The following is a 13411-nucleotide window of genomic DNA, read 5'->3' on the forward strand; positions in this document are numbered from 1 at the left end:
TCACCTGGCCCACTACGCTCCGTTGGGGTGTTGCGTTTCAGAGTTGAGACCGCCCTGCTCAACGAGCACGGCCAATAGGACACAGGCATGGCCTTTCTCTCCGAAGCCCAACTCGAAGCCGCGCTGCTACAGCAGCTCAGCGCACTGGGCTACGCCGTCGCTTCGGATGAGCTCATCGGTCCCGACGGCAAGCAGCCGGAGCGCGAGGCCTACGACGAAGTGCTGCTGAGCGCGCGCCTGCGTGCGGCGGTGGCGCGCTTGAACCCCAGCTTGCCGCCCGAGGCTCTTGCCGATGCCGTCCGGCAGCTGACGCAGTCGGAGTTCCCTGCCCTGCTGGAGGAAAACCGCCGCATCCATCGTCTGCTGACTGAAGGCGCAGACGTGGAGTACTACGCCGAGGACGGCACCTTGAGCGCCGGCAAGGTGCGGCTGATCGACTTCGAGCGCCCGGACAACAACGACTGGCTGGCGGTGCAGCAGCTGACCGTCGTGGCCGGGCCCAACAAGCGCCGGCCGGATGTGGTGGTGTTCGTCAACGGTCTGCCGCTGGCGGTGCTGGAGCTGAAGGCCCCTGGCGGCGAGAGCGCGACGCTTCTTGGCGCGTTCAACCAGCTGCAGACCTACAAGCAGCAAGTTCCTGCGCTGTTCCGCAGCAATGCGCTGCTGGTGACCTCCGACGGGCTGTCGGCGCGGGTGGGCTCGCTGTCGGCGGATTTCGAGCGCTTCATGCCCTGGCGCGCCACCGATGGCGCGCGCATCGAACCCAAGGGCAGCCCCGAGATGGCCACGCTGGTCGAGGGCGTGTTCGAGCGGGGGCGCTTTCTGGACCTGCTGCGCCACTTCACCGTGTTCGGCGAAGCCAGCAGCGGGCTGATCAAGATCATCGCCGGCTACCACCAGTTCCATGCGGTCAAGCGCGCGGTGGCCTCGACGCTGCGGGCCAGCCGGGCGAAATGGCAGGCCGAAGACCCGGCCCTGTACGGCCTGCCGAGCGTCAAGGACCAGCCCGCAGGCGACCGCAAGGCGGGCGTGATCTGGCACACCCAGGGCTCCGGCAAGAGCCTGCTGATGGCGTTCTATGCGGGGCTGCTGGTGCTGGAACCGCGCATGGAAAACCCCACCCTGGTGGTCTTGACCGACCGCAACGATCTCGACGACCAGCTCTTCGCCACCTTCGCGATGTGCCGCGATCTGCTGCGGCAGACGCCGGTGCAAGCGCAGGATCGCGAGCATCTGCGCAGCCTGCTTTCGCGTGCGTCGGGCGGGGTGATCTTTACCACGCTGCAGAAGTTCTCGCCGGCGGCGGATGAGGCGGACTTCCCGATGCTCACCAACCGCGCCAACGTCGTGGTGATCGCCGACGAGGCGCACCGCAGCCAGTACGGATTCAAGGCGAAGGTGGCCGGCAAGACCGGTGAGATCGCCTACGGCTTTGCCAAGTACCTGCGCGATGCCCTGCCCCAGGCTTCGTTCATCGGCTTCACCGGCACGCCGATCGAGGCCAGCGACGTCAACACGCCGGCGGTGTTCGGCCACTACATCGACATCTACGACATCAGCCGCGCAGTGGAAGACGGCGCCACCGTGCCGATCTACTACGAGTCGAGGCTGGCCCGCATCGAACTGGACGCCGACCAACGGCCGCACATCGATGCCGAGATCGAAGCCCTGCTGGAAGACGAGGACGAACCCAGGGCCGAGCGCGTCAAGCAGAAATGGAGCACGGTCGAAGCCCTAGTCGGCAGCGAGAAGCGACTGGCGCTGGTGGCTGCCGATCTGGTGCAGCACTTCGAGGATCGCGTAGCCGCGCTGCAGGGCAAGGCCATGGTGGTGTGCATGAGCCGACGCATCTGCGTGGCCCTGTACGAGGAGATCATCAAGCTGCGCCCCGACTGGCACAGCGATGACGACAAGGCCGGCAGCCTCAAGGTCGTGATGACGGGTGCGGCGTCCGACCCGGTTGAATGGCAGCAGCACATCGGCAACAAGGCGCGGCGCGATCTGTTGGCCAAGCGTGCGCGCGAGCCAAAGGACGCGCTCAAGCTGGTGATCGTGCGCGACATGTGGCTGACCGGCTTCGACGCACCCAGCATGCACACCATGTACATCGACAAGCCGATGCGCGGCCACGGCCTGATGCAGGCCATCGCCCGCGTCAACCGTGTGTTTCGCGACAAGCCGGCGGGCCTGATCGTGGACTACATCGGCATCGCCCAGAATCTGAAATCCGCGCTGGCCCAGTACTCGAAGCCCGACCAGGACAAGACCGGCATTGATGAGGCGCAAGCGGTGGCGGTGCTGCTGGAAAAGTACGAGATCGTGGGCGCCATGTTCCATGGCTTCGACTACCGCACGGGCTTGGGTGGCTCGCCCGGCGAACGGCTGGCCATGATGGCGGGCGCCATCGAATGGATACTCGACAAGCAGCAGCAGTGGGCGGCTGCCGAGCAGACGCCTGAGGGCAAAAAGCAGGCGCAGCGGCGCTTCGCCGATGGCGTGCTGGGCCTGTCGAAAGCCTTCGCCCTGGCTGCGAGCTCGGATGAGGCGCGCGGAATCCGCGAGGAAGTCGGTTTCTTCCAGGCGATTCGCGCGGCCCTCGTCAAGTCGTCGGCGGGCCCGGGCCTTGCCCGGCAGGATCGCGAGCTGGCCATCCAGCAGATCGTCAGCCGTGCGGTGGTGTCCACCGAGATCGTCGACATTCTTGCAGCGGCCGGCATCCAGACGCCCGACCTCTCGATCCTCTCCGACGAGTTTCTGCTGGAAGTGCAGCAGATGGAGAAGAAGAACCTGGCGCTCGAAGCGCTGCGCAAGCTGCTCAATGACAGCATCCGCTCGCGCACGCGCACCAATGTCGTCGAGACGCGCGCGTTCTCGCAGCGTCTGGAAGACGCCATCGCCCGTTACCACGCCAACGCCATCACCACCGCCGAGGTGCTGCAGGAATTGAACAGGCTGGCCCGAGACATTCGCGCGGCGCGCAGCCGCGGCGAGGAGCAGGGCTTGTCGGACGACGAGATCGCCTTCTACGACGCGTTGGCGGAAAACGCGTCCGCGGTGGAAGTGATGGGCGATGACAAGCTGCGGGTGATCGCCCATGAGCTGCTGGTCTCGCTGCGTGAGAATGTCGCCGTCGATTGGGCGCACCGCGAGTCGGCCCGCGCCCGGCTGCGCGTGCTGGTCAAGCGCATCCTGCGCAAGTACGGCTACCCGCCCGACCTGCAGGACGCCGCAGTGCAGACCGTGTTGCAGCAGGCCGAGGTGCTGTCGGCGTCTTGGCTGCCGGGGCATGCGGGCCGGTAAGTTGTCTGGCCGGGCATGCTCTTCGCCGACTCCAGTTAGCACGCTCTGACCAGCGGCGAACGACCCGCACATCATCACAAGAAGCGAGAACCTGACCGTGGCAACCAAACGCAGCACCCCCAGCTGGTCCGACCTCAAGGTCAAACTCGCAGACCTTGATCGCGCCGAACTCATCGGCCTGGTGCAGGCTCTGTATGCCGCCAATCGCGACAATCAGGCCTTCCTGCATGCTCGTTTCGCACTGGGCGAGGATGTGCTGAAGCCCTACAAGGCCACTATCGACCGATGGCTCTGGCCGGACTATCGCAAGAAGCAGGACACGTCGGTGGCCAAGGCGAAGAAGGCCATTACGGACTACAAGAGGGCCGTAGGCCAAGCAGAAGGGCTGGCTGAGCTGATGGTGTTCTATTGCGAGCGAGCGACCGGTTTCGCCAAGGAGGTGGGCCTGCAGGAGGAAGGCTATGCGGATGCTCTTGTGCGCATGTTTGCGCAGGCAAACAAGGCTGTTGAGGGCCTTCCGCAGCCGCCGCACTCCGATCTGTGGGACCGCCTCGATGCCGTCAGCCGCAGCAGTGGCGGCCTGGCCTTCGATCTCGGCAGCGAGTTGGGCTTTCTAATGGCTGAAAGCGCGAAGCGCTGAGCCTCGGGATGCACCACGCCACCCTCACCACCCTCCGCGACCGTCACCCCGCCTGGCGCCTGCTGGCCTCGAAGCATGCGCCGCTGGTGGCGAGCTTTCTGCACCGCGCGTTCGTGGCGCCGAATGTGCGGGTGATGAGCGAAGCCGATCTGGCCGAGTCGCTGGAGGACGAGCTGTTCGCCCTGCGCGAGCAGTACGGGCAGGATGCCTACCCCAAGGCCGCGCTGGAGTATCTGAACGACTGGGCGACGCCCGACAAGGCCTGGCTGCGCAAGTTCTACAAGCCGGGCACCGATGAGGCGCAGTTCGATTTGACGCCGGCCACCGAGAAGGCCATCGCCTGGCTGCAGTCGCTGACCGAGCGTGCGTTCGTCGGCACCGAGTCGCGACTGCTGACCCTGTTCGCGCTGCTGGAGCAGATCAGCGCGGGCACCGAGGTCGATCCGGACAAGCGCGTGGAAGAGCTGCGCCGCAAGCGCGCCGAGATCGATGCCGAGATCGCCCGCGTCGAAGCCGGCGATGTGGCGATGATGGACGACACCGCGGTGCGCGATCGCTTCCAGCAGTTTCAGCAGCTCGCGCGCGAGCTGCTGGCCGACTTTCGCGAGGTGGAGCACAACTTCCGCCTGCTCGATCGCAAGGTGCGCGAGAAGATCGCACTGTGGGAGGGCTCGAAGGGTGCCCTGCTGGACGAGATCATGGGCGAGCGCGATGCGATCGGTGACTCCGACCAGGGCCGCAGCTTCCGCGCCTTCTGGGATTTTCTGATGTCCAGCCGTCGCCAGGAGGAGCTGTCGCAGCGTCTGGATACCGTGCTGGCGCTGCCGGCGGTGAGCGAGCTGAAGCCCGAGCCGCGCACGCGTCGCGTGCATCACGACTGGCTGGAAGCCGGCGAGCACACCCAGCGCACGGTGGCCCAGCTCTCACAGCAACTGCGGCGCTTTCTGGACGACCGCGCCTTCCTGGAGAACCGCCGCATTCTCGATCTGCTGCACGGCATCGAGGGCAAAGCGCTCGGCCTGCGCGAGGCCGCGCTTACGGGCACGGTGATGCACATCGACGACATAGGCGCAGAGGTCGAGCTGCCGCTGGAGCGCCCGCTGTTCACGCCCAGCGTCAAGCCGCGTCTCGCCGCGCTGGCGCTGGAGCTGGGCGAGGACGAGGTCGACACCGGGCGTCTGTTCGATCAGATCGTGGTCGACAAGGCGCGCCTGCGCGCGACCCTGCAGCGCGCTCTGCGCCAGCAGTCGCAGATCAGCCTGCGCGAGCTGCTCGACAGCTCGCCCCTGCAGCAGGGTTTGGCGGAACTGGTGGCCTACCTGGAGCTGGCCCACGCCGACAGCAGCGGCGACACTCTCGATGGTCTGCGCGCGCTCGTCGACGAAAGCGTGGACGAGCCGATCCGCTGGCAGGCCACCAATGCAGCCGGCGAGGCAGTGACGCGCGAGGCGCTCCTGCCGCGCGTGATCTTTGCGCGCTCACCACAATGAGCAGCGCGAACGGGAACCCAATGAGCGAAGACCTGCAAGACATCGACACGACTGAGGCCGCGAATGCGCCGGCGCCTGCCGTCCCCGAGCTCTCGCAGCTGCTGGTGCACCTGCTGAAGGGCGTGCTCTACCGCGATGACGACGAGAAGCTCTGGGCCAGCCTGCTGCGCCTGCAGGCGCGCGTGCGCGAGCAGGCGGTGGTGCTGCTGCTGGACCTGGTGCTGGACGAGGCCGAGGGCTATGCCTATCTCAAGAGCCGGCCCGATCCGGACGAGTCCGATGCCGCGCCGCGCCTGCCGCGGCTGATCGCTCGACGCCCGCTGTCGTATCCGGTCAGCCTGATGCTGGCCCTGCTGCGCAAGCGTCTGGCCGAGTTCGACGCCGGTGGCGGCGATACGCGTCTGGTGCTGTCGCGCGAAGACATCGCCGAACTCATGCGGGTCTTCCTGCCCGATGGCAGCAACGAGGCGCGCCTGATCGACCAGGTGGACGCAACGATTTCCAAGGTGGTCGACCTGGGCTTTCTGCGCAAGCTGAAGCCCGCGGCCGGCAGCACCCAGGATCGCGGCCACTACGAGGTGCGGCGCATCCTGAAGGCCTTTGTCGACGCGCAGTGGCTGGCCGAGTTCGATGTCCGCCTTGAGGTCTACCGCACCGCCCTTTCGGCAGGCACAAGCAAGGGCGAGTCCGATGCTTGAGGCGCCGACGCTCGGCCTGAGCTTCGTCTCCGACGACAGCCGCGTCGGCTTTCGCCTGCAGACGCTCGAAGTGCTGAACTGGGGCACCTTCGACAAGCGCGTCTGGCGCTACGCGCTCGATGGCCGCAATGGCCTGCTCACCGGCGACATCGGTTCGGGCAAGTCGACCCTGGTCGATGCCCTCACCACCCTGCTGGTGCCGGCGCATCGCGTGGCCTACAACAAGGCGGCCGGCGCTGACGCGCGCGAGCGCTCGCTGCGCTCCTATGTGCTGGGCCATTACAAGAGCGAGCGCAACGAGGTCACCGGCAGCGCCAAGCCGGTGGCGCTGCGCGATGCGTCGAGCTACTCGGTCATCCTCGGCGTGTTCCGCAACGAGGGCTACGACCAGGCGGTAACCCTCGCCCAGGTGTTCTGGCTGAAGGATCCCGGCGGCCCGCCTGCGCGTCTGTTCGTGGCGGCCGAGCGTGCGCTCGGCATCGCCGAGGATTTCAGCGGCTTCGGCAGCGACATCAGCGGCCTGCGCAAGAAGCTGCGCGCCAGCGGCTGCGAACTGTTCGACGGCTTTCCGCCCTACGGCGCCTGGTTCCGGCGCCGCTTCGGCATCGAGCACGAACAGGCGCTGGAGCTGTTCCACCAGACGGTGTCGATGAAGTCGGTGGGCAACCTCACCGATTTCGTGCGCAGCCACATGCTGGAGCCCTTCGATGTCGGCAGCCGCATCGAGGCACTGATCCGCCACTTCGACGACCTGGACCGCGCGCATCAAGCGGTGCTCAAGGCCAAGCGTCAGGTCGATCTGCTGACGCCCTTGGTGGCCGACGGCGAGCGCCATCGCGCGCTGGTGGCCGAGGTGCAGGGATGGCGCGAGGCGCGCGACCAGCTGCGGCCCTATTTCGCGCGCCTGAAGGGCGAGCTGCTGGATCGACGCCTGGGCCTGCTGGCCGAAGACGCCACGCGTCTGGATGCGCAGATCGAGCGCATGGAGGCCCAGCGCGAAGCCGAGCGCGTCGAGGTCTCGCGCCTGGAGCGCGCCCTGCGCGACAAGGGCGGCGACCGTCTCGAAGAGTTGGCTGCAGAGATCCGCCGGCTGGAGCAGGAGAAGGAACAGCGCCAGCAGAAGGCGCAGCGCCACCAGAGCCTGCTGGCGCGCATCGACGAGCCGGCGCCAGCGGATGAGGCAGGCTTTCTGATCCAGCAGCAGGGCATCAGCCAGCGCGCCGAGGATCTGCGTGAGCGTCTGTCTCATCTCGACAACCGCGAGCGCGAGGAGGACTTCGCCTTCCGCAAGGGGCGCGAGGAGAACGCGGCGCTGACCGAGGAGATCGAGAGCCTGCAGCGGCGCCGCAGCAACATCGATACGGCGCAGGTGCGCATCCGCGATGCCCTGTGCGCGGCACTGGGCATCGCCGAAGACGAACTGCCCTTCGCTGGCGAACTGATCCAGGTGCGCGAGGACGAGCGCGACTGGGAAGGCGCGGCCGAGCGCCTGCTGCGCGGCTTCGGCCTCGCCCTGCTGGTGCCGGAGGCGCACTACAGGGCTGTGGCCGAGTGGGTGGATCAGCAGCATCTCGGCGCGCGTCTGGTCTACTTCCACGTGCGGGCGCGCAAGGCCACACAGGCGGCGAGCCTGCACCCGCAGTCGCTGGTGCGCAAACTGCTCATCAAGCCGGATTCGCCGCACTACGAATGGCTGGAGCAGGAGCTGCGCCAGCGCTTCGACGTGGCCTGCTGCGATAGCGCCGAGCAGTTCCGCCGCGAGGCCCGCGCCATCACCCGCTCAGGCCAGATCAAGGACCCCAGCGGACGCCACGAGAAGGACGACCGCAGCCGCATCGACGACCGCAGCCGCTATGTGCTGGGCTGGAGCAATGCCGACAAGCTGCGCGCACTGCGCGATCAGCGCCAGCAGCTGCAGGAGCGGCTGGCCGGCCTGGCCCAGCGCATCACCGAACTGCAGCAGGCGCGCAAGGGCTTGCAGGGCCAACTCGACGCGCTGAGCAAGCTGGAGGAGTTCACCCGCTATGCCGACATCGACTGGATGTCGCTGGCCCGCCAGATCGCCGCGCTGAGCGAGGAACGCGCGCGCCTGGAGGCGGCTTCGGATGCGCTGCAGGAGCTCACGCGCCAACTGCAGGCCGTGCAGGCGCGGCTTGCCGAGGTGGATCAGAAGCGCTCCGACGCGCTGGGCAAGCGCGGCGAACTGAAGAGCAAGCGCGAGGCCGCAGAGGCGCTGCGCGAACAGGCTGCGGCGCTGTGGAATGAAGCACCACTGTCGGAGGCGCAGTTCACACGCCTGGAAGCCTGGCGTGCGCAGGCGCTGGGCGAGCATCAGCTGTCGGTGGAGTCCTGCGACAACCGCGAGCAGGACCTGCGCCGCTGGCTGCAGGAGCGCATCGACGCCGAAGACCGGCGTCTGGCGCGGCTGACCGAGCGCATCGTCAACGCCATGCGCGGTTTCAAGGAGGAGTTCAAGGCCGAGACCGTCGACACCGATGTCAGCCTGGCCGCCCTGCTCGAGTACGAGCGCATGCTCGCCGGCCTGCGCGGCGACGACCTGCCGCGCTTCGAGGCACGCTTCAAGGAGCTGCTGAACGTCAACACGATCAACGAGATCGCGAACTTCAACGCACAGCTGGCGCGCGAGCGCGAGACGATCAAGGAGCGCGTCGACTTCATCAACCAGTCGCTGGAGGCGATCGACTACAACCCCGGGCGCTACATCAAGCTGGTGGCGCAGCCGAGCCCGGATGCCGAGATCCGCGACTTCCAGCAGGACCTGCGCGCCTGCACCGAGGGTGCGCTGACCGGCTCCGGCGACGAGCAGTATTCCGAGGCGAAGTTCCTGCAGGTCAAGGCGCTCATCGATCGCTTCCGCGGCCGCGAGGGCTTTGCCGATGCCGACCGCCGCTGGACCGCCAAGGTCACCGATGTGCGCAACGGCTTTCTGTTCTCCGCCAGCGAGCGCTGGCGCGCGGACGGCGTCGAGCATGAGCACTACTCCGACTCCGGCGGCAAGTCGGGCGGACAGAAAGAGAAGCTGGCCTACACCGTGCTCGCCGCCAGTCTGGCCTATCAGTTCGGGCTGGAATGGGGCGCGGTGCGCTCGCGCAGCTTCCGCTTCGTGGTGATCGACGAAGCCTTCGGCCGCGGCTCGGACGAATCCGCCCAGTACGGCCTGCGCCTGTTCCAGCAGCTCAACCTGCAGCTGTTGATCGTCACGCCGCTGCAGAAGATCCACATCATCGAGCCTTATGTGGCCAGCGTCGGCTTCGTCCACAACGAGGGCGGCCGCGACTCGCGGCTGCGCTGCCTGTCGATCGAGGACTACCGCACGCAGAAGGCCCAAGGCGGTGCGGCGGGAAGCGCCAGCGCCTCATGAGCTGGACCACGCCATCGGATCTGCGCGCGCAGGTGCAGCGGCTGTGGGAGCGCGGCGAGCTGCTGCGCGCGGCGGTATCGGATGTCATCGCCTGGCCGCTGCGCCTTAGCTTGAAGGCGCCCAGCGCGGCGGATTTGTCCGATCGCTTCGAGGCGGTTCGCGAGTGGGTTCACGCGCTGGCTGACACGCCGCAGATCCGCATCGAATGGCGGGACTGGAACCACCGCGTGCAGGGCGCGCAGCGCCTGCCTTCCGCTGTGTGGCTGGACGATCTGCAACACGCTCTGGCTTTCATTGGCAAGTCGCCCGAAGCACGGCGCTTCGTGTTGCTGTGGCAGCAGACCGAGCGTGCGCAGCCTGCACTCATGGCCTGGCTGCTGCGACGCCCACTGCAGGCGCTGGACCTGGCCGAGCGCTGGCCGCCAATGCTGGCGGTGGTCGGCTGGCTGCAGGTGCATCCGCGCCCGGGCATCTACCTGCGCCAGGTCGATGTGCCTGGAGTCGACAGCAAGTTCATCGAGGCCCATCGCAGTGTGCTGATCGAACTGCTCGATCTTGCGCTCCCGGCCGAGGCTGTCGAACTTTCGGCGACCGGTGTCCCGCAGTTCGCACGCCGCTATGGCTTTCTCGACAAGCCCGTGCGCATTCGCTTCCGGCTGCTGGATGCGCGAATTCCGGCGCTGTCGGGCTGCACGGGACTGTCAGACATCACGCTGGACGCCGCCAGCTTCGCGACGCTGCAGCTGCCCATCGAGCGCGTCTTCATCACCGAGAACGAGACCAACTTCCTCGCGTTCCCGGGGGTCGCGCGCGCCATCGTTGTGTTCGGAGCCGGTTACGGCTGGGAGGCTCTGGCGCGCGCCGATTGGCTGCAGCGCTGCGCCCTGCACTACTGGGGCGACATCGACACCCACGGCTTCGCCATTCTCGATCAGCTGCGGGCCCACCATGCGCAGGTCGCGTCGTTCCTGATGGATCGCGAAACCCTGCTTGCCCATCGGGAACACTGGGGCGAGGAGCCCGCACCGGTTCGCCACGTGCTGACAAGGCTGATGCCTTCAGAGCGCGCCCTGTACGACGACCTTCGCTTCGACCACTACCAGCCAAGGCTGCGGCTGGAACAGGAGCGGATCGGGTTCAGTTCAGTGGCAGAGCGACTGGCGCGACTCTCATCCTCCGTCTGACTCACCGAGTGGCAAGCCGGAGCTCGAAAGGCACTCAAGAAACAGCCCCCTCAACGGCCTCTGCGGCTATCGCTGTCTACCCGAAAGCCGGCTGTGGTAAGCGCGAGCTTGCTCGCGACCCGCAGAGGTGGTGCACGGCGAAGGCTGCGGTCGCCTGCGAACAGGCTCCTACGAATAGCAGAGAGCCAGAGGGACGAATCCATGTCGCCTCATGAACTCCTGGCCCGCCACGCGGGCTGGGAAGCTCTCAAACCAGAGCCGCAAGCAGCATCTTCCGGAGCAGCCCCTGCAGCCGCCCCGCCCTGACCGCGTCGTAGCGCTGGCTGCGTTCATCCATGTAGGTGAGCTGGGCGAGTTCGAGCTGGATGGCATCAATACCCTCGGCCGGGCGGCCATAGTGGCGGGTGATGTAGCCGCCCTTGAAGCGGCCGTTGGCGACCCAGCTGTAGTCGCTCTGCTGGGCGAGCAAGGCGGTGACGCGGTCGAGCCGTGTGTTGCCGCAGCTGGCGCCGTCGGCGGTGCCTAGGTTCAAGTCCGGGAGGCGGCCTTCGAACAGCATCGGCACTTCGCTGCGGATGCTGTGGCCTTCCCAGAGCAGAGCGCGGCCGTGGGCGGACTTCAGGCGCGTGAGCTCTCCAGCCAGGGCTGAGTGGTAGGGCTGCCAGTAGAGCAGGCGACGGCGTTCCACCTCGGCGGCATCCGGCGCGTGACCCTCGCGATAGATCGCCTCGCCGCTGAAGGCGATGGTCGGACACAGGCCGGTTTCAGCGCGGCCGGGATACAGAGCAACGCCGTCGGGCGGGCGGTTCAGATCGATGACGTAGCGCGAGTAGCGCGGTACGAGGATGGAGGCGCCGAGCTCGCGGGCGAAGTCATACAGCGTGGCGACGTGCCAGTCGGTATCCGGCACGCGGCGCGCAGCATCGTGCAGGTGTGGCGCGATGTCGTCGGGAATCGCGGTGCCGTCGTGCGGCAGGCTGATGAGCAGCGGAGCGCTGCCCTGATGCAGCTCGTAGACGTCGCTGGCGGTGTGGTTCACGCGGGGCGGCGGACTTTGGCGAGGGTAGGCACAGCCTAGCGGGTTGCGGGGCGGAATGAATACCTTCGCGGGGGAATGGAGGTGCGCTCCACTGACCGTGTCGATGCTGTGGGAGCGCTTGATGAGCGCACCGAAGCGAGCGGTCTGGCCCAGGTCATGGTGGGCCAGGGCCCACCCTATGCGCGTGTCGGGCTGACGATGGCGGGATCGATGATCGGCTCGCGGCCGCAGATCAGGTCGGCGACGAGATGGCCGCTGACGGCCGACATGCTGACCCCCATCATGCCGTGGCCGGCAGCGATCACGAGGTTCCGCGCGCGCGGGGCTCGGCCGATGAAGGGCAGGTCGTCCCAGGTCATGGGGCGCCAGCCGAACCACTCCTCCTGCTTCGTACCGCCCACCGGCTCGTGCAGGAACTCGGCGGCGCCACGCTCCAGAGCCCCCAGACGCACACGGTTCAGGCTCTCGTCGTAGCCACTGAACTCCATGGTGCTGCCCAGGCGATAACCGTCCGACCAGGCGGTCACGCAGACCGAGCGCTCCTTCAACACCATGGGCCGCTTCGGCGCGAGACCAGGGCGGGTGTAGGTGATCGAGTAGCCCTTGCCCGGCTGGATCGGCAGCTTGAGTCCAAGTTGGTTGGCGAACGCGGGGCTCCAGGCGCCCAGCGCGAACACGAGCTCGCGCGGGTGCAGCACGCCACGGCTGGTGTGGACGGCCTCCACCCTGCCCTGCGCGGTGACGATGCGCTCCACGCTGACGCCCTCTTCGATCTCACCGCCCAGCTCGCGAACCCGTCGCGCCAGCGCAGAGAGATAGCGATCAGGCCGCAGGTGGCCATCATCGGGGAAGTGGATGCCGCCAGCGACCCCGGGCTTCAGCGCGGGCTCGTCGCGCTCGACGCGTGCGCCCTCCTGCACTTCGGCGCGGATACCAAACTCGGACAGCGCCGGCAGATCCGCTGCGATCTCATCGAACAGCTGCTGCGTGCGGAAGACGTAGGTGAGGCCGGTATCGCTGTGCTCGCAGTCGAGACCGTGGCGCACGACCGCTTCGGCCAGCAGCTGCCGCGAAGCGTTCAGCAGCACCGCGCGTTTGGCCGTGGAGTCACGCCAGTCGCGGCGATTGCAGCGCGCCGCAAAGCGCAGCAGCCAGCGCCACAGCGCGGGATCGATGCGCGGCTTGATGTACAGCGGCGCATCGGGCGTAAGCATCCAGCGCAGGCCCTTTGCGATGACCCCGGGCGCGGCCAGCGGCGGCGCATGGCTGGGGGTCAGCGTGCCGCAGTTGCCGTGCGAGGCGCCCGCGCCGACGTGCCGGCGCTCCAGCACCCGCACGCGGCGACCGGCTTCCAGCAGATACAGCGCACTACACAGGCCGATCACGCCGCCACCGAGAATCAGCACTTCGTCTTGATCGGAGCCGGGCTGCGACACGGGGCAGTATTCCTTGCTGGTGGAAGAGCGGATGCCACTCTAGCGCCGTGGCTGCGGCGAATGCGTCGACGCGATCCAGCAGCTCTCAATCCGCATAGGGTGGGCCCTGGCTCACCGCTGCCTCACGGATGCCGAGGACATTGCACCCACCAGGCACTACGCCGTTGAGCGCACGGGTCTGCGCGTCCTGCCGCGAGGTTCATTGGCATGGTGGGCCAGGGCCCACCCTATGGTCGTGTCGT

At 67.4% G+C, this 13411-nt stretch carries 8 protein-coding genes; 6 read left to right on the plus strand and 2 right to left on the minus strand.

The features are described from left to right. The first annotated feature begins 87 nt into the window (after positions 1–87). The 6 genes from Q0654_RS22005 to Q0654_RS22030 all read left to right on the plus strand — a co-directional run bounded on the left by Q0654_RS22005 (position 88) and on the right by Q0654_RS22030 (position 10694). Complete coding sequence (locus Q0654_RS22005) at positions 88–3300, plus strand: type I restriction endonuclease subunit R (protein WP_298857474.1); 3213 nt, start codon at positions 88–90, stop codon at positions 3298–3300. Positions 3301–3397: 97 nt separating this feature from the next. Then, complete coding sequence (locus tag Q0654_RS22010) at positions 3398–3940, plus strand: hypothetical protein (protein WP_298857476.1); 543 nt, start codon at positions 3398–3400, stop codon at positions 3938–3940. An 8-nt stretch (positions 3941–3948) separates the two neighbouring features. Further along, the gene (locus Q0654_RS22015; protein WP_298857478.1) at positions 3949–5430 is read left to right on the plus strand and encodes a DUF3375 domain-containing protein; all 1482 of its coding nucleotides are present in this window, start codon (positions 3949–3951) and stop codon (positions 5428–5430) included. A gap of 20 nt (positions 5431–5450) precedes the next feature. Then, positions 5451–6128, plus strand: coding sequence for a DUF4194 domain-containing protein (locus Q0654_RS22020; protein WP_298857480.1), 678 nt, complete (start codon positions 5451–5453; stop codon positions 6126–6128). Further along, positions 6121–9510: an ATP-binding protein gene (locus Q0654_RS22025; RefSeq protein WP_298857482.1), complete on the plus strand. Its 3390-nt coding sequence runs from the start codon at positions 6121–6123 to the stop codon at positions 9508–9510. Before Q0654_RS22020 ends, Q0654_RS22025 begins: the two co-directional genes overlap by 8 nt. Continuing rightward, positions 9507–10694, plus strand: a complete 1188-nt coding sequence (locus Q0654_RS22030; protein WP_298857484.1) for a Wadjet anti-phage system protein JetD domain-containing protein — start codon at positions 9507–9509, stop codon at positions 10692–10694. The genes Q0654_RS22025 and Q0654_RS22030 overlap by 4 nt, the downstream gene beginning before the upstream one ends. Positions 10695–10941: 247 nt before the next feature. Here Q0654_RS22030 and hutG read toward each other — a convergent pair whose 3' ends face one another. Continuing rightward, on the minus strand, positions 10942–11733 hold the full coding sequence (gene hutG / locus Q0654_RS22035) for an N-formylglutamate deformylase (protein WP_298857486.1): 792 nt from the start codon (positions 11731–11733) through the stop codon (positions 10942–10944). A gap of 176 nt (positions 11734–11909) precedes the next feature. After that, positions 11910–13169: an FAD-dependent oxidoreductase gene (locus tag Q0654_RS22040; RefSeq protein ID WP_298857488.1), complete on the minus strand. Its 1260-nt coding sequence runs from the start codon at positions 13167–13169 to the stop codon at positions 11910–11912. Between the last annotated feature and the right edge of the window lie 242 nt (positions 13170–13411).

Source organism: uncultured Aquimonas sp., assembly GCF_937888285.1.
Classification (GTDB): Bacteria; Pseudomonadota; Gammaproteobacteria; order Xanthomonadales; family Xanthomonadaceae; genus Aquimonas.

Coding starts and splice junctions, on each gene's coding strand:
- Q0654_RS22005 (WP_298857474.1), top strand. CDS start 88: ATGGCCTTTCTCTCCGAAGCCCAACTCGAAGCCGCGCTGCTACAGCAG.
- Q0654_RS22015 (WP_298857478.1), top strand. CDS start 3,949: ATGCACCACGCCACCCTCACCACCCTCCGCGACCGTCACCCCGCCTGG.
- Q0654_RS22020 (WP_298857480.1), top strand. CDS start 5,451: ATGAGCGAAGACCTGCAAGACATCGACACGACTGAGGCCGCGAATGCG.
- Q0654_RS22025 (WP_298857482.1), top strand. CDS start 6,121: ATGCTTGAGGCGCCGACGCTCGGCCTGAGCTTCGTCTCCGACGACAGC.
- Q0654_RS22030 (WP_298857484.1), top strand. CDS start 9,507: ATGAGCTGGACCACGCCATCGGATCTGCGCGCGCAGGTGCAGCGGCTG.